The organism is Paraburkholderia sp. JHI2823, from assembly GCF_038900695.1.
In the GTDB taxonomy this organism is placed as follows: Bacteria; Pseudomonadota; Gammaproteobacteria; order Burkholderiales; family Burkholderiaceae; genus Paraburkholderia; species Paraburkholderia mimosarum.
Window position 1 is genome coordinate 1 of the sequence record NZ_JAYMRY010000008.1, and the last position, 21,835, is coordinate 21,835.

A 21,835-nucleotide genomic window follows, 5' to 3' on the forward strand; every position below is an offset into this window, starting at 1 on the left:
GATGGTCGCCGTCGAGATCGCCTGCGTCTGCACCGAGCTCAGCGTGCCCGTCAGGCTTTCAAGCTGCGCCGTGGACATTGCCGCAACCTGCGCCGTCGTCAGCATCGCCGTGCTCAGCGACGCGACGCTCGTACCCAGTGCCTGGATGTCCTTGGTGGTCAGCGCCTGCGACTGCGCCGTGCTCAGGCCCGAGAGCGGGAGACCGGTGACCGCCGCGCTGCTGAGCGCGCCGATCTGCGTGGACGACAGCGGCGACACCGCGTTCGACGTCAGCGAACCCACCTGGACCGACGTGAGCGCACCCACCTGGGTATTGGAGAACATGCCGGCTGTCAGCGCTGCGACGTTGGTGCCCAACGCCTGGATGTTCGTCGTCGAGATCGCTTGCGTCTGGGCGGTGCTGAAGCCCGACAGCGACTCGATCTGAATCGTCGAGAGCGCGGCTACTTGCGTGGTCGACAGCATCGCGACATTCAGCGAGGCGATCGCGGTGCCGAGCGCCTGAATCGTCTTGGTCGAGAGCGCTTGGGTCTGGGCTGTGTTGAAGCCGCTCATCGCCTCGATCTGCGCAGTCGAGAGCGCCGCGACCTGCACCGTGGTCAGAAAGCCGACACTCAGCGAAGCCACGCTGGCGCCCAGCGCCTGAATATCGGTACTGCTCAGTCCTTGGGTCTGGCTCTGAGTGAAGAGGGCAAGCGCGGCCGAACTCAGCGAAACGATGTCTGCCGACGACATTGAAGCGATCTGGGTCGATGTCAGCCCGACAGTCTGCGCCGTAGTAAGTCCGGCGATGTCAGAAGTTGAGAGCTGTCCAATTTGCTTGGTTGACAAGAGCCCGATTTGCGATGAACTCATTACCGATACGACAGACGTCATTTTTTAGGTCCTTTCAAGTTTTATTCCCGGCGCGGCTACTGCCCTTCCGGCCGCCAAGGCACCCACGTTCTTTGGCAACGGCGTCGCGACCCAATCACCCCTGCAAGTAGTGCAGCGGTTTCCCGAAAGGTCTCCGGTCCGCGTGACCGGCAGCCGTGGAAAGCATTCCCAGTCGATTTCAGATATCGGCGCGATTTTTTGAAACTTGATGTAATGGATAGAATTAAATTCGCTTTCAAATTGCTTATTTATCTTTTTGTGTTGATTTGAAAGACGCGAGCGCATTTGGCATTTTGTCTACCGCAAACGTTTTCGATTAAATATTTGCAGCGAGCGCGCGTCAGGCAAACGTTTTCGGACCTGAGCATCGCCTCGCGCGCGAGCGATGCCGTGGGTCCATCAAAGGGAGGCGCAAAGGCGTCGACAGCGTGTTCGTGTATCACGGCAAGCCGGTCTACCAGACGGTCACGGCGGCGTGGACCAAGGCGCTCACGCGTGCCGGCATTCGCGATTTCCGCTGGCACGATCTGCGGCACACCTGGGCAAGTTGGCATGTGCAGCGCGGCACGCCGTTACAGGTGTTGAAGGAGCTGGGAGGATGGGAAACGCTGGAGATGGTGCAACGGTACGCCCACCTGTCGGCTGACCACCTAGCGCATTGGGTGACCCCGCTGACGGAGCTGCCTGGACCGAAGTTAGCTGCAATCTAGCTGCAATGCGGAAGCCGACGAAGAGGGGGAAATCGCTGAAAGCCTTATCAGACTTGGCGCGCCCGGCTGGGATCGAACCAGCAACCCCTGCCTTCGGAGGGCAGTACTCTATCCATTGAGCTACGGGCGCCTTGACTTGCGGGCACGGCCATCGGTCGAAGAACACGAGGAAGGCAGTGCCGGAGAGAGACCGAGAGAATAACCGGTTTCGGTCAAACCGTCCACCGCGCGGATTATTAGGGGTGGCATCGCCATGAGACAACGACAAGACGCGCCGCCAGCCCTCGCGCTCCGGGTAAACGCCCGCTGAACTCCGTCCGCGGGCGCCCACCAGCCGCAAAACCTTCCGTCTATAATCGTCCGTGTTTGATCCGCCGCATGGCCATTGCCGTCCTGCTGTACCGCTCACCAAAAAACCAACGGGAGTCGAGACAAGCATGAGCGAAGCACCTCACGGAGCCCCGATCAAAACGCCCGGCCAGTTGATCGCCGCTGTCATCGCCGGGTTTGCCGTCCCCATCGTCATCATCATTTTGCTCGCCTATTACGTCGACAATACGACGCGCACCGGCGCGGGCACCGAAGAACTTTCCACCCAGCAGGTCGCCGCGCGCATCGCGCCGGTCGCCCAGGTGAACGTGCGCGACGCGAATGCGCCGCGCGTCTTCAAGACGGGCGAGCAGGTGTACCAGGCCGTCTGCTCGGCGTGTCACGCCTCGGGCACAGCCGGCGCGCCGAAGTTCGGCAACTCTGGCGACTGGGCGCCGCGCATCGCCCAAGGCTACGACACGCTCTGGAAAACGGCACTCTCCGGCAAGGGCGCAATGCCCCCGCGCGGCGGCACGAGCCCCGACGACTACAGCGATTACGAAATCGGCCTCGCCGTCGCCTATATGGCGAACCACGGCGGCGCGAATTTCCAGGATCCGCCCAAGCCCGCACCGGGCGCGGCCAATGCAGCCAACGCGGCTTCGGGCGCAGCCGCCGCTGCGCCGGCCTCCGGCGCCGACGCGAACGCCGCCCAGGCGCAAGCGGCCGCGGCGGCAATCTCGGCCATTCCCCAGGCTTCTTCCGCACCTGCGGCAGGCGGCGGCGAGCAGAGCGCGGACGCTTCACAGGCCGGCAAGGCGCTCTATCAGCAGGTCTGCCAGGCATGTCACGCGGCGGGCGTGCTCAATGCGCCGAAGTTCGGCAACAAGGCCGACTGGGCGCCGCGCCTCAAAGACCCGATGGACACGATCTACAACTACGCGCTGCACGGCAAGGGCGCGATGCCCCCCAAGGGCGGTTCCAACGCACCCGACGCCGACGTGAAGGCCGCCGTCGATTATATGGTGAGCGCAGCGAAGTAAGCCGCCGCACGCGCACTACGCAGAAATCACGAAGGGCCGCATCGACGCCGACGCGGCCCTTCGCTTTTCAACCCGCGCACACAAGCGCCTAGCCCTTCTGCAACAACGCCTTGAGGCTCGCCAGCCGGTCCTTCGGCGTCATCGGCGCTTCCTCGGCCGTGGGAGGCGGCGCGTCGTCCAGCCCCATCTCCGGGATGAAGCGCGACGCTTCGCACACCACCGTCTCGCGCGCCCGCTTGCGCTTCTTGCACCAGTTCAGATGCAGGCTGCGCTGCGCGCGCGTGATCGCCACGTACATGAGGCGGCGCTCTTCCTCGATGCGCGCGTCGTCGATCACGTCGTCCTCCGAGCCGCCGCGGTGCGGCATGATCCCTTCCTCCACGCCCACCAGGAACACGTGCGGATACTCCAGCCCCTTCGACGCGTGCACGGTCGAAAGGCGAACCGCGTCCGGGTCGTCTTCCTTGCCTTCGAGCATCGACATCAGGGCTACGGTCTGAATCAGGCCCATGAGGTTCTTGCCGGTGTCCGCGAGGCCGTCGGCGTTGTCGTAGCCGGTCGCCTCGCTGTCCTCGCCGGGCTCCTGCTCCGGCTTCGTGCCCTTGCGCTTGAGCCACTCCAGGAATTCGAGCACGTTCTGCCACTTCGACTGCGCCTGGCGCTCGTCGAAGGCGTCGTAGAGATATGCCTCGTAATGGATCGCGTCCATCAGATCGTCGAGCACGACGGTCGCCGGGTCCTTCAGCGCGCGCTCGGCCAGGCGCTGCATGAAGTCGCAGAACACGCGCATCGGCTCCACCTGGCGCGCCGAAAGCCGCGCCTCGATGCCGCCCATGTACACGGCCTCGAACAGCGACACCTTCGCCTGCCCCGCGAACGAGCCCAGCGCTTCGAGCGTGGTGTTCCCCACGCCGCGCCGCGGCGTGGTGATCGCGCGAATGAACGCGGGGTCGTCGTCATGGTTGGCGATCAGGCGCAGGTACGCGCAGATGTCCTTGATCTCGGCCTTGTCGAAGAACGACTGGCCGCCCGAGAGCACATAGGGAATGCGCTCCCGGCGCAGCACCTGCTCGAATATGCGCGCCTGGAAGTTGCCGCGATAGAGGATCGCGTAGTCGCGAAACTGCGCGCGCCGCTCGAACTTGTGCGCCGAGAGGCGAAACACGACCGATTCGGCTTCGTGCTCTTCGTCGTTGCAGGGCGTGACCGTGATCGTGTCGCCCATGCCGTGCTCGGACCACAGCTTCTTTTCGAACAGCTTCGGGTTGTTCGCAATGACGTTGTTCGCCGCCGTGAGAATCCGCACGGTCGAGCGGTAGTTTTGCTCGAGCTTGATGACGTGCAGCTTCGGGTAGTCCTTGCCGAGCTGCGCGAGATTCTCGATCGTGGCCCCGCGCCAGCCGTAGATCGCCTGGTCGTCGTCGCCCACGGCCGTGAACGCGGCGCGTGGGCCCGCCAGCAGCTTGAGCAGTTCGTACTGGCAGGTATTGGTGTCCTGGTACTCGTCGATCAGCAGATAGCGCAGCTTGTTCTGCCAGCGCTCGCGCACCGGCTCGTTTTTCGCGAACAGCTCGGTCGGCAGGCGGATCAGGTCGTCGAAATCGACGGCCTGGTAGGCGTGCAGCGTCGCTACGTAGTTGCGATAGACGATGGCGGCCTGGTGCTCGTCCTCATTCGACGCGCTCGCGAGCGCCTGCTCCGGCATCACGAGGCCGTTCTTCCAGAGCGAGATGATCGACTGGATCTTGCGGATGAAACCCTTGTCGGTCGAACCCACCTGCTCCTGGATCATGGCGAAGCAGTCGTCCGAGTCCATGATCGAGAACTGGGGCTTGAGCCCCAGGTGCTCGGCTTCCTGGCGCAGGATCTGCACGCCCAGCGAGTGGAACGTGCAGACCGTCAGCTGGTTGGTCGGCACCTTGCGGCCTTCCTTGCCGGGCGTCGTGAGCGTCTTGCCTTCGAGCAGCTTGCCCACGCGCTCGCGCATTTCGGCGGCGGCCTTGTTGGTGAACGTGACGGCCGCGATATGGCGCGGCTCGAAGCCTTTCGCTTCGATGAGGTGCGCGATTTTTTGCGTGATGACGCGCGTCTTGCCGCTGCCCGCGCCGGCGAGCACGAGACAGGGACCGTCGAGATAGCGCACCGCTTCGCTTTGGGCGGGATTCAGGCCTGCGGACATCGTTGCTGGATTGGAAAAACGGGTGGTACGGCTGGGACGCGTGCGGATTTTCGTGGCGCTGCGGCGTCGGCTGAGAACGCCGACGCCCGGCAATCCGCACGGCGCGAGGCATGCGGACATCTCGCCCTCGCGCGGGAGGTGCGATGTTAACACGGCGCGGCGCTGCGCCGATGTCGCCCCCGATCTTCACGCGCCTCGCGGCCCTCGCCTCACCCCGCTCCCGCGGGCGCGCCGTGCCACAATAACGCCCTTCCGTCACCCGCGGCCGTGGCTCGCGCCGCGCCGCTCATTCAGCGGGGCCCTCCGGTTCCGTCGCTGAAAAAGAGGAAGCGCCAAATGACTGCAACGCAGACTGCACCGCTGCAAATCGGCCTGATGGGCTACGGCTTCGCCGGCCAGACCTTCCATGCCCCGGTGATCGCCCATAGCGGCGCCGCGCAGCTTGCCGCCATCGCGACGAGCCAGGGCGAGCGCGCCCAGGCCGACTACCCGGACGCAGCGATCGTCCCCGACCTCGACGCCCTGCTCTCGATCGACGCGATCGAGTGCGTCGTGATCGCCACGCCCAACGACACGCACTACGACCTCGCACGCCGCACGCTCGAGCGCGGCAAACATGTGCTCGTCGACAAGCCGGTCACGCTCACGGCCGAAGAAGCGCGCACGCTGGCGGCCATCGCGAAGCAGCGCGGCCTCGTTTTCGCGCCGTTCCACAACCGCCGCTGGGACGGCGATTTCCTCACCGTGCGCGAACTGATCGCGGGCGGCCAGCTCGGGCGCGTCACGCACTACGAATCGCACTTCGACCGCTTCCGCCCGCAAGTGAAGCAGCGCTGGCGCGAGGATGCCACGCGCGGCGGCGGCCTGCTCTACGACCTCGGGCCGCATCTGATCGACCAGACGCTCGCGCTCTTCGGCGCGCCCGAATCGATCACCGCCTTCGTCCACACGCGCCGGGACAACGCGAGCGCGCCGGATTACGCGCACCTCGTGCTGCGCTATGCGCACCACGACGCCGTGCTGCACGCCAGCGCGCTCGCCGCGTATGCGCCGCGCTTCGCGATTCACGGCACACGCGGCAGCTATCTGAAGAAGGGCCTCGACACCCAGGAGGATCAGCTCAAGGACGGGCTGCGCCCGGGGCAGCCGGGGTTCGGCGCGGGCAACGAGGCGGGCCGGCTGCACGTGCTGCGCGACGACGGCCAGGAAGCCGATCTCGAGGTGCCCAACGCGGCCGGCAACTACGCGGATCTGTACCGCGCACTCGCCGCTGCGATTCGCGAGGGCAAGGCGTTCCCGGTGAGCCCTCAGGACGCCATCGACGTCATGGCGCTCATCGAGCTTGCGATGCAAAGCGCGCAAGAAGGCCGCACGCTGGCGTTCGTGCGCGAGTCCTGAGCGTCGCCGCGCGGGTCGAGGCGCCGCCCGGCTCGCGTTCGGTTCGCCGCCAACCGAACCGCCCCCGTTTTTCGCCGCCGCCGCGCAGGTCGCACCGCCGATCCGCGCGAGCCAATGCCCGCAAAGCTTCCAGCGGTTTCGCCGCGCCGCGCGCCGAATTTTTCCGCATTGACACAGCCCCGACGCGTCGCGCACAATCGCTGCGCGCGCCGGGAGAGCGCGCCGTTTGCCTTCACTAGTGCAACCGGCGCCGCCGAAGGGGCAACCCACAAACTCTCAGGCAAAAGGACCGTGCGCGCCGGACCGCTGCTTCGCCGCTTCTGCGCTTTCTGCGCGAAGCCAACGAAGCAGCAGAAGGTCCGCAACTCTGGAGAGCGGCAGTAGAACGGGCGGTGGCGCAAAACTAACCGCCCCGCGTTCAGGCTGCCCACCGAAGGGGCGCGCGCCGCAATAAAGGGCGCAATCTCTCAGGTACCGAGGACAGAGGGGCCATGCAAGAATCGACCACGGGCATCGTGCCTGCGGCGCTTCCTGCATGGCCTTTTTCGTTTTCGCGCGATTTTTCGCGACTGCCCGAGGCCCCATGACCGAACTCAAACGCACCCCGCTGAACGACACTCACCGCGCGCTCAACGCCCGCATGGTCGATTTCGGCGGCTGGGACATGCCCGTCAACTACGGCTCGCAGATCGACGAGCATCGCGCCGTGCGCACCGACGCGGGCATGTTCGACGTCTCGCACATGTGCGTCGTCGAGTTTTCGGGCCCGAAGGCACGCGAATTCTTCTCGCGCGCGCTCGCCAACAACGTCGCGAAACTCATCACGCCGGGCAAGGCGCTCTACTCCTGCATGCTGAACCCCGAAGGCGGCGTGATCGACGACCTGATTGTCTACTACTTCGCCGACGACCAGTTCCGCACCGTCGTGAACGCGGGCACGGCCGAAAAAGACATCGCCTGGTTCGAAAAGCTCAATGCCGAAGGCGGCTTCGGCCTCGCCATCACGCCGCGCCGCGATCTCGCGATCGTCGCCGTGCAGGGCCCCAACGCGCGCGAAAAGGTCTGGCAGGTCGCGCCCTCCTCGCGCAGCGCCACGGAAGTTCTCAAACCCTTCAACGCCGCGAAGATCGAGGCGACGCCGTTCGGCGAGCTGATGATCGCGCGCACCGGCTACACCGGCGAAGACGGCTTCGAAGTCGTGCTGCCCGCCACCGCCGTGTGCGAGTTCTGGGACGCCCTCCAGCGCCAGGGCGTGAAGCCCTGCGGCCTCGGCGCGCGCGACACGCTGCGCCTCGAAGCGGGCATGAACCTCTACGGCCAGGACATGGACGACGGCGTCTCGCCGCTCGACGCGGGCCTCGCCTGGACCGTCGACATGAAAGAGCCGCGCGATTTCGTCGGCCGCCCGGCGCTGGAGGCGAACGGCTCGCGCATGGCCTTCGTCGGCCTGATCCTGCAGAAGGAAAACGGCAAGGCGGGCGGCGTGCTGCGCGCGCACCAGAAGGTGCTCACGCCGCACGGCGAGGGCGAGATCACGAGCGGCACGTTCTCGCCGACCATGCAGGAATCCATCGCCTTCGCGCGCGTGCCGAAGGGCGTGCAGCCGGGCGACGTCGTGCAGGTGCAGATCCGTGACAAGGCCCTTCCCGCAAGCGTGGTAAAACTGCCGTTCGTGCGCAACGGCAAGGTGCTCGTCGCCTGATCCGCAAGGATTTAAGCCGCGCACGCCCTCCCCTTTTTCAAGCAACAAGCGAACCAAAATTCGCCGAACCACGCACTGGAGCAACCCATGAGCATCCCGGCCGATCTGAAATACACCGAATCGCACGAGTGGATCCGCACCGAAGCCGACGGCACGCTGACCGTCGGCATTACCGACCATGCGCAGGAAGCGCTGGGCGACATCGTCTTCCTCGAGCTGCCTGACGCGGGCCGCGCGGTCGCCGCCGGCGACGCCGTCGCCGTGATCGAGTCGGTCAAGGCCGCCTCGGACATCTACGCGCCGGTCGCAGGCGAGATCATCGAGTCGAATACGTCGCTCGTCGATACGCCCGACCAGGTCAACGGTGCGCCGTACGAATCGTGGCTCTTCAAGATCAAGCCCGCCGCCGACGCCAAGCTCGATGCGCTGATCGACGCCGCAGCCTACGAAAAGGCCATCGGCGCTTAACTCCCGTAACCGCAACGGCGCGGCGGCGCGCTCGCCACGCGCACCGCCCGCGCCCGCAGGAACCCCCATGAAGCTCGAACACCCGGATCGTCTGATGAACTCCCCGCTCTCGCTTGCTGCGCTCGAAGCGCACGACGCTTTCGCCGCCCGCCACATCGGCCCTGACACGGCCGACCAGCAGGCGATGCTAGACGCGCTCGGCTTCGCCTCGCGCGCCGCGCTGATCGATGCGGTGATTCCGGCGAAGATCCGCCGCAAGGAGACGCTCCCGCTCGGGCCGTTCTCGCAGCCGCGCTCGGAAGCCGAGGCGCTCGCCGCCCTGCGCGCGCTCGCGGACAAGAACCAGGTGTTCCGCTCGTACATCGGGCAGGGCTACTACGACACGCACACGCCAGCCGTCATCCTGCGCAACGTGCTCGAAAACCCGGCGTGGTACACCGCGTACACGCCCTACCAGCCGGAAATCTCGCAGGGCCGCCTCGAAGCCCTCCTGAACTTCCAGCAGATGATCACCGACCTCACGGGCCTCGCGATCTCGAACGCCTCGCTGCTCGACGAAGCCACCGCCGCCGCCGAAGCCATGACGCTCGTGCAGCGCGTGTGCAAGTCGAAGTCGAACGTGTTCTTCGTCGCCGACGACGTGCTGGCGCAGACGATCGAGGTCGTCAAGACGCGCGCGAAGCCGATCGGCATCGAGGTGAAGGTCGGTCCCGCCGCTGAGGCCCCCAGTGCAGGCGCCTTTGGCGTGCTGCTGCAATATCCGGGCGTGAACGGCGACGTGCGCGACTACCGCGCGCTCGCGCAAGCCGTGCATGCAGCCGGCGGCTCGGTGATCGCCGCCGCCGACCTGCTCGCCCTCACCGTGCTCACGCCCCCGGGCGAATGGGGCGCAGATGTGGCCGTGGGCAATTCGCAGCGTTTCGGCGTGCCGATGGGCTTCGGCGGCCCACACGCCGCGTATCTCGCGGTGAAGGACGAATTCAAGCGCCAGATGCCGGGGCGCCTCGTCGGCGTGACCGTCGATGCGCAAGGCAACCCGGCGCTGCGCCTCGCGCTGCAAACTCGCGAACAGCACATCCGCCGCGAGAAGGCCACCTCGAACGTCTGCACGGCGCAGGCGCTGCTCGCGATCATGGCGAGCATGTACGCCGTCTATCACGGCCCGCAAGGCCTCAAGCGCATCGCGCAGCGCGTGAACCGCGTCGCCGCGATCCTCGCCGCCGGTGCGAAGCAGTTGGGCTACACGCTCGTCAACGAGTCGTTCTTCGACACGCTCACGTTCGAAGCCGGCCCGCGCACCCAGGCGCTGCACGACGCCGCCCTCGCGCGCGGCATGAACCTGCGCCACGTGAGCGAGACGCGCGTGGGCGTGTCCGTCGACGAAACCACGACGCGCGCCGATCTCGCCGATCTGCTCGCCGTGTTCGCGCAAGGCGCCTTCGCGGAGGAAGCGCCCTCGGTCGACAAGCTCGACGCCGAACTCGCCGCGAGCGCCACGGCAACGTTCCCGGCCGCGCTCGTGCGCGAAAGCGCATACCTCACGCATCCGGTCTTCAACCGTCATCATTCGGAAACGGAAATGCTGCGCTACCTGCGCAGCCTCTCCGACAAGGATCTCGCGCTCGACCGCTCGATGATCCCGCTCGGCTCGTGCACGATGAAGCTGAACGCGACCTCGGAAATGCTGCCGGTCACGTGGCCCGAGTTCGGCCGCATCCACCCGTTCGCGCCCGCCGAGCAGACCGTCGGCTACCGTGAGATGGTCGACCAGCTCGAGCAGATGCTCGTGGCCGCGACCGGTTACGCCGCCGTCTCGCTGCAGCCCAACGCGGGCTCCCAGGGCGAGTACGCAGGCCTGCTCATCATCCATGCGTACCATGCCTCGCGCGGCGAAGGCGATCGCAACGTCTGCCTGATCCCCGCTTCGGCGCACGGCACGAACCCCGCGTCGGCGCAAATGGCCGGCATGCAGGTCGTGGTCGTGGCGTGCGACGCACAAGGCAACATCGACCTCGCCGACCTCAAGGCCAAGGCCGAACAACACGCGGCGAAGCTCGCGGCGATCATGATCACGTACCCGTCCACGCACGGCGTGTTCGAAGAGAACGTCCGCGAAGTCTGCGAGATCGTGCACGCGCACGGCGGCCAGGTTTATGTCGACGGCGCGAACATGAACGCGATGGTCGGCCTCGCGGCCCCGGGCCAGTTCGGCGGCGACGTCTCGCACCTGAACCTGCACAAGACCTTCTGCATTCCGCACGGCGGCGGCGGCCCGGGCGTCGGTCCCGTTGCCGTGGGCGCGCACCTCGCGCAGTTCCTGCCGAACCAGCTTTCGTCGGGCTACAAGCGCGACGATCACGGCATCGGCGCGGTGAGCGCGGCGCCTTACGGCTCGGCCTCGATCCTGCCGATCTCGTGGATGTACATCGCGATGATGGGCGCGGCCAACCTCACCGCCGCGACCGAAAACGCGATCCTCAATGCGAACTACGTGGCGAAGAAGCTCGCGCCGCACTATCCGGTGCTCTATAGCGGCCCGGGCGGGCTCGTCGCGCACGAATGCATTCTCGATCTGCGCCCCATCAAGGATGCAAGTGGCATCACCGTGGACGACGTCGCCAAGCGCCTGATGGACTACGGTTTCCACGCGCCCACCATGAGCTTCCCGGTGCCGGGCACGCTGATGGTCGAGCCGACCGAGTCGGAGTCGAAGGAGGAGCTGGACCGCTTCGTCGACGCGATGGTTGCAATCCGTGAGGAAATCCGCGCCGTGGAAGAAGGCCGCGCGGACAAGGAGGACAACCCGCTGCGCCACGCGCCGCACACGGCCGCCGTCGTGGTCGCCGACGACTGGAAGCACGCCTACTCGCGCGAGCAGGCCGCCTACCCGGTCGCGTCGCTCGTCGCGCGCAAGTACTGGCCGCCGGTCGGCCGCGCCGACAACGCTTATGGCGACCGCAACCTGTTCTGCTCGTGCGTGCCAATGGCCGAATACGCGGATCAGGACAACCAGGCCGCCGGCGAATAAGCCACGCGAGGCCGCTGCGTGATCTTCCGGCTCACGCAGCGGCGGTCTTCCCCCTCACATTTGCCGCCGCAAACCGCTAACATCACACACCTGTCAGCCTTGAATCAGGGAGTCGCGCATGGCGCGGAAGGTGGGAATGGATTCACTGCGGGATTCACTGCGGGAATCACTTCGGGATGCACTGCGGGTCTCGACGCGCAACGCGATCTGCCAGCCCGCGCGAACCACGACCCGGCAGGCGCGCGGCCTCGCGCGTCGCGGCCCGCAGCGCCTCGCGGCCGCACTGGCGCTCGCCTGCGCCGCCTTCGGCGGCACGGCCCATGCGGCCATGAACTTCTGCGCGGCTCCCGCGCTGCAATCGAGCGAACGGACCAACGCCGACCCGGGCGTGAAGGCACTCGTGGCCGAGGTACTCGCGCATGTCAACGACGTGCCGCATCCGCCGGCGCGCCTGCATACCGAGGGCACGCTGCCGCACGAGGGCATCTACGACCAGAGCGTCGAGGCCGCGAAGGAGCTCGACCTCATGCGCAACGCGGCGCTCGCGTGGCGCGCGACGAGCGACGAGCGCTTCCTGAAGCTCGTGGACCGGTTTCTCTTTGCATGGGTCACCACCTACAAACCCAGCTTCAATCCCATCGACGAAACGCGCTTCGAGGGGCTGATCCTCGCCTACGACATGACCGCGAGCGCGCTGCCCGTGAAAACTCGCAACGCGACGATGCAATTCCTGAACAGCTTCGCGAACGGCTATATCGCGCAGATCGACGCGCAGCCGCGCCCGCTCAAGGGCAATTTCGCGAACAACTGGCAGAGCCATCGGGTCAAACTGGTAGCGATGATCGCGTTCACGCTCGACAACCGGAAGATGATCGCGACGGCGCAGCGGCTCTTCGTGGAGCATATCGGCGACAACGTGGCCCCCGACGGCTCCACGCTCGACTTCACCGAACGCGACGCGCTGCACTACGTGACCTACGATCTGCAGCCGCTCGTGACCGCCGCGCTCGCCGCACGGCGCCACAACCGCAACTGGCTGACCGAGCGCGCGGCCAACGGCGCCACGCTCGCCGCCGCGCTCGACTGGCTCACGCCTTTCGCGCTCGGCCAGAAAACGCACGAGGAATTCGTGCACTCGAACGTGCCGTTCGACGCGACGCGGCGCGAAGCGGGCCTGCCCGGCTACACCGGGGAGTGGGACCCGAAAAACGCCGCGGAACTCTTTCACCTGGCGGCGCGGCTCGACGGCCGCTTTGCACGAGTCGCCCTGCAACTCGCGCCCACGCCGCCCGCGTGGCTCGCCGTCTGTCTGCCGTTGCCGGCGCGCTAAACGCGCCCGAGGGTGGCGGCGGCGGCACGCAAACAACGATGCCGCGATAGCGCCGCATCCTTACCAACCAACGTCAGACAAGCAGGAGCAGCACCCATGGCAGTAAGCGTTTTCGATCTGTTCAAAGTCGGCATCGGGCCTTCCAGCTCCCACACGGTCGGGCCCATGCGCGCGGCATTGATGTTCGCCGAAGGACTCGAGCGCGACGGACTGCTCGCGAGCACCGCCGCCGTGAAAGTCGAGCTGTACGGCTCGCTCGGCGCCACCGGCAAGGGCCACGGCACCGACCGCGGCGTCATGCTCGGCCTGATGGGCGATGCGCCCGACACCGTCGATCCCGACACCATCAACGAGCGCCTCGAAGCCGTGCGCAGCTCGCGCCAGCTCGCGCTACTCGGGCGCCACCCCATTGCGTTCGTGCCGAAGGAGCACGTGGCGTTCTATCGCCAGGCGCTGCCCGAGCACCCCAACGGCATGAAGCTGCGCGCGCTGGCCGCCGGCGGCGAAACCCTGCGCGAAAGCACCTATCTCTCGGTGGGCGGCGGCTTCGTCGTCACGGCCGGCGCGCCGAACACCAAGGTGCTCGCCGCCGCGCAGCAACTGCCACATCCGTTCCACACGGGCGCGGAAATGCTCGCGCAGTGCGCCGCGACGGGCAAGAGCATCGCCCAGATGATGCTCGAGAACGAGCGCGTCTGGCACAGCGACGAGCAGATTCGCTCCGGTCTCCTGCGCATCTGGGACGTGATGCAGTCGTGCGTCTCGCGTGGTTGCGGCATCAACAATCCCGACGCCGACGGCACCTTGCCCGGCCCGTTCGCCGTGAAGCGCCGCGCGTCGCAGCTCTATCGCGCGCTCACCGGCAACCCCGAGCGCGCGCTGCAGGACCCGCTCTCGATGATCGACTGGATCAACCTCTATGCGATCGCCGTGAACGAGGAGAATGCCGCAGGCGGGCGCGTCGTGACCGCGCCGACCAACGGCGCGGCCGGCATCATCCCCGCCGTGCTCCACTACTACGTGCGCTTCACGCCCGGCGCGAACGAGCAAGGTGTGATCGACTTCCTGCTCACCGCCGCCGCCATCGGCATTCTCTATAAGCTCAACGCGTCGATTTCCGGCGCGGAAGTGGGCTGCCAGGGCGAAGTGGGCGTGGCCTGCTCGATGGCCGCGGGCGCGCTCGCCGCCGTGCTGGGCGGCACGCCCCAGCAGGTCGAGAACGCCGCCGAAATCGGCATGGAGCACAACCTCGGCCTCACCTGCGACCCCGTGGGCGGCATGGTGCAGATTCCCTGCATCGAGCGCAACGCCATGGCCTCGGTGAAGGCCGTGAACGCCGCGCGCATGGCGCTGCGCGGCGACGGCGCGCACTATGTTTCGCTCGACTCCGTCATCAAGACGATGCGCGAGACTGGCGCCGACATGAAGACGAAGTACAAGGAGACCTCGCGCGGCGGCCTCGCGGTGAATATCGTGGAGTGCTGATCGTTTGATGCGGTGTCGCCTTGCCCGACGCGTTGCCCGAAGTATCCGGACGGACTCACGTAACGATTGAAGGAGACTTGAACGCCATGCAGCAGCCGAACGATTCCGCCACCACCACCGGGGCTCGCCTCCTCGTCGATACGCTCGTTGCCAATGGCGTCGAGCGCGTTTTCTGCGTACCCGGCGAGAGCTATCTCGCTGTGCTCGATTCGTTGTCCGACGAAACCGCGCGCATCGAGACCGTGGTCTGCCGTCACGAAGCGGCCGCGGCGAACATGGCGGAGGCGATCGGCAAACTCACGGGCAAGCCCGGCATCGCGCTCGTCACGCGCGGGCCGGGCGCCACCCACGCGTCGATCGGCGTGCACACGGCGTTCCAGGACTCCACGCCGATGATCCTGCTGATCGGCCAGGTCGCGCGCGACCAGACGGACCGCGAGGCGTTCCAGGAGATCGACTATCGCCGCATGTTCGGCCAGATGGCGAAGTGGGTCGCGCAGATCGACGATGCGCGCCGCGTGCCGGAGTACATGAGCCACGCGTTCCACGTCGCAATGTCGGGCCGGCCGGGTCCGGTCGTGCTCGCGCTGCCCGAGGACATGCTGAGCGGCGCGATTCCCGCAGCCGAAGCGCAGCCCATCGCCCCACCCGCGCAGCGTGTGCAGGCCTCGCCTTCCACGGCCCAGATGGCGCGGCTGCGCGAACTGCTCGCGGGCGCGAAGAAGCCGTTCGTGATCGCGGGCGGAAACGGCTGGAACACCCAGGCCTGCGCGGACTTTCAGCGCTTCGTCGAAAACTGGCAGTTGCCCGTGGGTCTCGCGTTCCGCTTTCAGGACACGCTCAACAACGACCACCCGAACTACGCGGGCGACGTGGGCCTCGGCGTGAATCCCGCGTTGGCCAAACGCATTCGCGAAGCCGATGTGCTGCTCGCGCTCGGGCCGCGTCTGGGCGAAGCCACGACGGGCGGCTACACGCTCCTGGACATCCCCAAAACGAAACAGACGCTCATTCACGTGCACCAGGGCGCGGAAGAACTGGGGCGCGTATATGCGGCCGACCTGCCCATCGTCTCCGGTCTCGCGGAAATCGCGGCGCTGCTCGCCGGGCTTCCCGCACCCGCTCAACCTGCGTGGGCCGGGAGCGCCGCGCAGGCGCACGAGGCGTGGCAGGCATGGCGCAAGCCGCTGCCGATGCCCGGCGACGTGCAACTGGGCGAAGTGATGGAGCAACTGCGCGCCCGTTTGCCCGACGACGCGATCGTCACGAACGGCGCGGGCAACTACGCGACCTGGCTGCACCGGCACTTCGCATACCGCCACTTCCGCTCGCAACTCGCGCCCACGAGCGGCGCGATGGGCTACGGCGTGCCCGCCGCGATCGCCGCGAAGTCGCTCTATCCGTCGCGCACCGTGGTCGCGCTCGCGGGCGACGGCTGTTTCATGATGGCCTCATCGGAACTCGCGACGGCGATGCAGTACGGCCTCAATGTCGTTTTTATCGTCGTGAACAACGCGCACTACGGCACGATCCGCATGCACCAGGAGCGCCACTATCCGAACCGCGTGCACGGCACACAGCTCACGAATCCCGACTTCGCGGCGTTTGCGCAGTCGTTCGGCGCGCACGGCGAAGTCGTCACCGCCACGGCACAGTTCGCGCCTGCGCTGGAGCGCGCGCTCACGGCTGGAAAGCCGGCGCTGATCGAGATTCGCGTGACGAAGGAAGCGAGCACGCCCGCGGCGACGCTCGAACAGGTTCGTGAAGCGGGCCGGAAGATGCGCGGAGCGTGACTGAAGAGGAATCCTGAAGAAGCTCACCTTTGGCCCTGTGGGCGATGGCAAGCGTGCAAACAAACAAAAAGCCCCGCAGGCTCGACACCCGCGGGGCTTTTCTACTCGTTGCAGCGTCAGGCGCTTACTTGCCGCCCACGCTCTGCAGCGTCGTCCACTTGCCGTCGACGACCTTGTACAGCGTGATGCCGCCGTTCTTCAGGTCGCCGCGCGTGTCGTACGCGAGGTCCGACGTCGTGACAGCCGGCATGCTGGTCTTCGCGAGGAACGGCAGATACTTCGCCGGATCCGTCGAGTTGGCCTTCTTCATTGCCGTGAACATCGCCATCGCGCCGTCATAGGCGTACGGCGAGTACGTCTGCACGTCTTCGCCGAAACGCTTCTTGTACTTCTCGACGTAGTCCTTGCCACCCGGCATCTGGTCGAGCGGCAGGCCTGCGAGCGAAGCCACCGTGCCGTTCGCCGCGTCACCGGCGATCTGCAGGAAAGTCGGCGTGTGCACCATTTCGCCGCCCATCAGCGGAGCCTTGATGCCCAGCGACTTCATCTGCTTGACCATCGGCGCGGCCTGCGAATCGGCGCCGCCGAAGTAGACGAGGTCGGGGTTCATCGCCTTCGCCTTCGTCAGGACCGACTTGAAGTCGACGGCCTTGTCGTTGGTGTACTCGCGATCGATGATGTTGCCGCCGGCCGCCTTGGCTGCCTTCGAGAACTCGTCGGCGAGACCCTGGCCATAGGCCGTGCGGTCGTCGATCACGACGATCTTCTTCATGCCGAGGTTCTTCACCGCGAACGTGCCTGCCACCGAACCTTGCTGCGTGTCCGAGGTCATCATGCGGAACGTCGTCTTGAAGCCTTGCTGCGTGTACTCAGGCGCGGTCGCCATGGCGATCTGCGGGATGCCCGCGTTCGCGTAGATGCGCGAAGCCGGAATCGTCGTGCCCGAGTTGAAGTGACCGAGCATGCCCTTGATGCCGTCGTCGACGAGCTTCTGCGCGACCGTCGTGCCCGTGCGGGGGTCGGCCTGGTCGTCGGCCGAGTCGAGCACGAAGCGCACCGGCTTGCCGCCGATCACGGGCTTCGTCGCGTTGATGTCCTCGACGGCGAGCGTGATGCCGTTCTGGAAATCCTTGCCGTAGTGCGCCTGCGCGCCCGTCATCGGGCCGGCGAAACCCACCTTCACTTCTTCGACTTGCTGTGCGTGCGCAGTCCCCACCAGCGACACGGCCGCAACGAGCGTTGCACCTGCCAGCTGCTTCATCGTGTGTTGCATTGCTTCTCCTTGGTACCAGGTATCAAACGAGCGGCTTCGGATTGAATGAGCCTTGCCGCTTCCTTGTCTTGAGACGACCGACAGTATGGCTGCTGCTTAGCCGATCGTCATCAAATTCGCGTTACCGCCTGCTGCGGCCGTATTCACGCTGACCGAACGTTCCGCGAGCAGACGTTCGAGCGCGTAATCCTCATCGCCGTTGGCGAGCGCGTGCGCCGCCACTCCCTGGACCGAAACGATCGGGCCGGGACGTTTTGCCACGTCCTTCACGAGCGCGAGCAGCTCGTCGCTGTCGCCTTCGAAGAGGACGGCGTCGAAGTCGGCGTCCGCCGTCTTCCTGATCGCCACGTGCGCCTTCAGTGGCGCCGGGAGCGCGTTCACCAGCGCCTCGCCCGCCGCGCCCTGGAACAGCGCGCGGTTGCCCGTTGCGAGCGCAACGGCCAGTTGCGCGCGTGCGCCGGTTGCCGTCGAGGGCACGCACAGCACCGTGCCGCGCGCCGAAAGCGTGTACGTGTTGCGCTCGCCCGTCGGGCCCGGCAGAACGGCCGTGGCGCCCGCGAGCACGTATTCGAGGTAGCCTTCGCAGCGTGCCGCGAGTGCGGGCTGGCGCTCGGCAATGAGCCAGTCGCGCAGCGTCGTGAGCGCCGATTGTGCCGACTGCGGTGCGCTCTCACCTTGCGGTACGTCGACCACGAGTGCATCGGCGAGCGACTTCGGCAGGCCGGCCGGACGCTTCGCGAGCAGGCGCGAGAGATACAGCGCGCCACCGGCCTTCGGACCCGTGCCCGAAAGCCCTTCGCCGCCGAACGGCTGCACGCCCACCACCGCGCCGATCACGTTGCGGTTCACGTAGATGTTGCCCACGTGCGCGCGGCCGACCACATGCGCGATCGTTTCGTCGATGCGTGTGTGAATGCCGAGCGTGAGGCCATAGCCCGTCGCGCGGATCTGTTCGAGCAGGCGGTCGAGCTGGCTGCGGCGATAACGCACCACGTGCAGCACCGGGCCGAACACTTCGCGCTTGAGTTCGTCGAGGCTGTCGAGCTCGATGAGCGTCGGCGGCACGAACGTGCCTTGCGCGCAGCTCTCGGGCATCGGCATCTGCTGGACCGTGCGTCCCTTTTCACGCATGGCGGCGACGTGCGCATCGATGCCGCGCTTCGCGTCGACGTCGATCACAGGGCCGACGTCGGTCGAGAGGCGGTCGGGGTTGCCCACCGCGAGTTCCTTCATCGCGCCCGTGAGCATCTCGAGCGTGCGGTCGGCCACGTCGTCCTGCAGGCACAGCACCCGCAGCGCCGAGCAGCGCTGGCCCGCCGAATCGAACGCGCTTTGCAGCACGTCGGCCACCACCTGCTCTGCGAGCGCCGACGAATCGACGATCATCGCGTTCTGGCCGCCGGTTTCGGCGATCAGCGGAATCGGGCGGCCTTCGGAGTCGAGGCGCTCGGAAAGCGTCTTGTTGATGAGGCGCGCGACTTCGGTCGAGCCCGTGAACATGACGGCGCGCGTGCGCGCATCGGCGACCAGCGCCGCACCCACGGTTTCGCCGTTGCCCGGCAGCAATTGCACCGCGCCCGCCGGCACGCCGGCATCGCGCAGAATGCGCACCGCTTGCGCGGCGATCAGCGGCGTTTGTTCAGCGGGCTTCGCGAGCACCGTATTGCCCGCGGCGAGGGCGGCGGCCACCTGGCCCATGAAGATCGCGAGCGGGAAGTTCCACGGGCTGATACACACCACGGGACCGAGCGGGCGATGCGTGTCGTTCGAGAACTCCTGGCGAATCTGCGTGGAGTAGTAGCGCAGAAAATCGATCGCTTCGCGAATCTCGGCCACCGCGTTCGGCAGCGACTTGCCCGCTTCGCGCACGATCAGGCCCATGAGCGTGTGCATCTGCGCTTCGAGCAGGTCGGCGGCGCGTGCGAGGCAGTCGGCGCGCGCTTCGACGGGCGTTGCCTGCCAGATCGGCGCGGCGGCCACGGCGTGCGAGAGCGCGGCGCTCACGTGCTCGCTCGTTGCCTCCACAACGGTGCCGACGAGATCGCGATGATCGGCCGGATTGCGCACGTCGCGCGCGACGCCCGCGATGATTTCGTCGCCTTCGAGCATCGGCGCGGCGCGCCACGGATGATGCGCGCTCGCGAGCAGCGCCGACGAAAGCGACGCGAGGCGATGTTCGTTCGAGAGGTCGAGGCCCATCGAGTTGAAGCGCTCCTTGCCGTACAGCTCGCGCGGCAGCGGAATCTTCGCGTGCGGCGCGCCCAGCGGCACGACCTTCGCAGCTTCGTCGATGGGGTTCGCGACCAGCTCGGCGACGGGCACGCTTTCATCGGCGATGCGGTTCACGAACGACGTGTTCGCGCCGTTTTCGAGCAGGCGGCGCACGAGGTACGCGAGCAGCGTTTCATGCGTGCCGACCGGCGCGTAGACGCGGCACGGACGGTTGAGCTTGCCCTGCGAGAGCGGGCCCGTGACTTCTTCGTACAGCGGCTCGCCCATGCCGTGCAGGCACTGGAATTCGTACTGGCCGGGATAGTAGTTCTGCCCCGCGAGGTGATAGATCGCCGAGAGCGTGTACGCGTTGTGCGTGGCGAACTGCGGATACACCGCGTCCGGCGCGCCGAGCAGCTTCTTCGCGCAGGCGAGGTACGACACATCGGTGTAGATCTTGCGCGTGTACACGGGGTAGCCTTCGAGGCCATCGACCTGGGCGCGCTTGATTTCCGTATCCCAGTACGCGCCCTTCACGAGGCGCACCATGATGCGGTGACGGCTGCGGCGCGCGAGATCGACGATGTAGTCGATCACGAACGGGCAGCGCTTCTGGTAAGCCTGCACCACGAAGCCAATGCCGTTCCAGCCCGCGAGTTCCGGGTCGAAACACAGCGCTTCGAGCAGGTCGAGCGAGAGTTCGAGGCGGTCGGCTTCTTCGGCGTCGATATTGAGGCCGATGTCATAGCGACGCGCCAGCACGGCGAGCGCGCGCACGCGCGGCAGCAGCTCGTTCATCGTGCGTTCCTGCTGCGCGCGCGAATAGCGCGGATGCAGCGCGGAGAGCTTGATCGAGATGCCGGGGCCTTCGTAGATGCCGCGGCCGCCCGCGGCCTTGCCGATGGCGTGGATCGCCTGCTCGTACGATGCGTAGTAGCGCTGAGCATCGGCTTCCGTCGTCGCGGCTTCGCCGAGCATGTCGTACGAGTAGCGGAACCCGCGCGCTTCGAACTTGCGGCTGTTGGCGAGGGCTTCGGAGATCGTCTCGCCCGTGACGAACTGCTCGCCCATCAAGCGCATCGCCATATCGACGCCCTTGCGGATCAGCGGCTCGCCGCCCTTGCCGATCATGCGCGTGAGCGCCGACGAAAGGCCGGCTTCGCTGTTCGTCGTGACGAGCTTGCCGGTGATCATGAGGCCCCACGTCGCGGCGTTCACGAACAGCGACGGCGCATGGCCGACGTGCGACTTCCAGTCGCCCTTGCTGATCTTGTCGCGAATGAGCGCGTCGCGCGTGGCGCGGTCGGGAATACGCAGCAGCGCCTCGGCGAGGCACATCAGCGCGACGCCTTCCTGGCTCGAAAGCGAGAACTCGTGGATCAGGCCTTCCACGCCCCCGCCCGAGCGCTTCGCGCGCAGCGTTTCCACGAGACGCGTGGCGAGCTTCGTCACGTCGCCGGTGAGGTTGGCCGGCAGGCGCGCCTCGCCGATCAGGAACGGCACGCACTCCGGCTCGGGGCGGCGGTACGCGGCCGTGATGGCCGCGCGCAGCACCGACTGCGGTTGCACGTTCTGCGCGAATTCGAGGAACGGGTGCGAGGCGGCTTCGTCGTCGTCGGAGTTAGCGCCATCGGCGAGATCGGTTGCGCCGACGTGGCCATTGAGTTCCGGCGGCAACTGACCGTGCTCGATTTTCTCGAGATAGGCAAAGATGGCTTGCTTGATGAGCCAGTGCGGCGTGCGCTCGAGCCGCGTGGCGGCGTCCTTCAGGCGGGAGCGGAGGAGATCGTCGACCTTGACGCCAAGTGTGGTGCTAGCCATGGTTCCTTCGTATGCCGGCTCAACGCACCGGCGGTGACTAAAAAGTTGGCGAATCGTAACCCTACAATTAAAAAGGTGCAACCACTCTCCGAGTATGGTTGCACCCTCTGCGAAGCCTTGCGGAGCCTGGCTTCGCGGCTGATGGCCGTCCGCTGGGCCGCCCCGGTTGCGCTCGGTATTTTCCCTGGTCGCGCAACACGCTGGACAAC

General features: G+C 66.6%; 11 protein-coding genes, 1 tRNA gene, 2 pseudogenes and 2 riboswitches. Of the genes and pseudogenes, 9 read left to right on the top strand and 5 right to left on the bottom strand.

The window, feature by feature from the left end; all coding sequences use genetic code 11:
- Positions 1 to 735: pseudogene (locus VSR34_RS11350) on the bottom strand (heme utilization protein); the annotation flags it as partial.
- Positions 736 to 1,295: 560 nt separating this feature from the next.
- On the opposite strand from VSR34_RS11350, the pseudogene VSR34_RS11355 reads away from it, so the two are divergent.
- Positions 1,296 to 1,586: pseudogene (locus tag VSR34_RS11355) on the top strand (tyrosine-type recombinase/integrase); the annotation flags it as partial.
- 54 nt (positions 1,587 to 1,640) lie between these two features.
- On the opposite strand, the gene VSR34_RS11360 reads toward VSR34_RS11355, so the two are convergent.
- Positions 1,641 to 1,716, bottom strand: a tRNA-Arg gene (locus VSR34_RS11360).
- Positions 1,717 to 2,023: 307 nt separating this feature from the next.
- Here VSR34_RS11360 and VSR34_RS11365 point away from each other — a divergent pair.
- Positions 2,024 to 2,938 carry a c-type cytochrome gene (locus tag VSR34_RS11365; protein WP_342962515.1) on the top strand — a complete coding sequence of 305 codons (915 nt, stop codon included), beginning with the start codon at positions 2,024 to 2,026 and terminating at the stop codon, positions 2,936 to 2,938.
- Positions 2,939 to 3,026: 88 nt separating this feature from the next.
- On the opposite strand, the gene VSR34_RS11370 is transcribed toward VSR34_RS11365, so the two are convergent.
- Positions 3,027 to 5,117 (bottom strand): UvrD-helicase domain-containing protein, encoded by a 2,091-nt coding sequence (locus tag VSR34_RS11370; RefSeq protein WP_342962516.1) that lies wholly within the window; start codon positions 5,115 to 5,117, stop codon positions 3,027 to 3,029.
- Positions 5,118 to 5,453: 336 nt separating this feature from the next.
- Between VSR34_RS11370 and VSR34_RS11375 the strand changes: the two genes are divergently transcribed.
- The 7 genes from VSR34_RS11375 to VSR34_RS11405 all read left to right on the top strand — a co-directional run bounded on the left by VSR34_RS11375 (position 5,454) and on the right by VSR34_RS11405 (position 16,321).
- A complete protein-coding gene (locus tag VSR34_RS11375) occupies positions 5,454 to 6,515 on the top strand; it encodes an oxidoreductase (protein ID WP_342962517.1) in 1,062 nt (353 codons plus the stop codon).
- A gap of 200 nt (positions 6,516 to 6,715) precedes the next feature.
- Positions 6,716 to 6,816, top strand: a riboswitch (glycine riboswitch).
- A 56-nt stretch (positions 6,817 to 6,872) separates the two neighbouring features.
- A riboswitch (glycine riboswitch) is annotated at positions 6,873 to 7,009 on the top strand.
- Between the two features lie 89 nt (positions 7,010 to 7,098).
- Positions 7,099 to 8,217 (top strand): glycine cleavage system aminomethyltransferase GcvT, encoded by a 1,119-nt coding sequence (gene gcvT, locus VSR34_RS11380; RefSeq protein ID WP_342962518.1) that lies wholly within the window; start codon positions 7,099 to 7,101, stop codon positions 8,215 to 8,217.
- Positions 8,218 to 8,304: 87 nt separating this feature from the next.
- Positions 8,305 to 8,685, top strand: a complete 381-nt coding sequence (gene gcvH / locus VSR34_RS11385) for a glycine cleavage system protein GcvH (RefSeq protein ID WP_028213213.1) — start codon at positions 8,305 to 8,307, stop codon at positions 8,683 to 8,685.
- 67 nt (positions 8,686 to 8,752) lie between these two features.
- Complete coding sequence (gcvP, locus tag VSR34_RS11390; protein WP_342962519.1) at positions 8,753 to 11,713, top strand: aminomethyl-transferring glycine dehydrogenase; 2,961 nt, start codon at positions 8,753 to 8,755, stop codon at positions 11,711 to 11,713.
- A gap of 328 nt (positions 11,714 to 12,041) precedes the next feature.
- Positions 12,042 to 13,043, top strand: a complete 1,002-nt coding sequence (locus VSR34_RS11395) for an alginate lyase family protein (protein WP_238327965.1) — start codon at positions 12,042 to 12,044, stop codon at positions 13,041 to 13,043.
- A 96-nt stretch (positions 13,044 to 13,139) separates the two neighbouring features.
- Positions 13,140 to 14,528 carry an L-serine ammonia-lyase gene (locus tag VSR34_RS11400; protein WP_342962520.1) on the top strand — a complete coding sequence of 463 codons (1,389 nt, stop codon included), beginning with the start codon at positions 13,140 to 13,142 and terminating at the stop codon, positions 14,526 to 14,528.
- Between the two features lie 86 nt (positions 14,529 to 14,614).
- Positions 14,615 to 16,321 (top strand): thiamine pyrophosphate-binding protein, encoded by a 1,707-nt coding sequence (locus tag VSR34_RS11405; protein ID WP_342962521.1) that lies wholly within the window; start codon positions 14,615 to 14,617, stop codon positions 16,319 to 16,321.
- 124 nt (positions 16,322 to 16,445) lie between these two features.
- On the opposite strand, the gene VSR34_RS11410 is transcribed toward VSR34_RS11405, so the two are convergent.
- Entirely contained in the window at positions 16,446 to 17,594 is a 1,149-nt protein-coding gene (locus VSR34_RS11410) for a branched-chain amino acid ABC transporter substrate-binding protein (RefSeq protein WP_028213218.1), read from the bottom strand.
- Positions 17,595 to 17,690: 96 nt separating this feature from the next.
- A complete protein-coding gene (putA, locus tag VSR34_RS11415) occupies positions 17,691 to 21,626 on the bottom strand; it encodes a trifunctional transcriptional regulator/proline dehydrogenase/L-glutamate gamma-semialdehyde dehydrogenase (protein ID WP_342962522.1) in 3,936 nt (1,311 codons plus the stop codon).
- Positions 21,627 to 21,835: the final 209 nt, after the last annotated feature.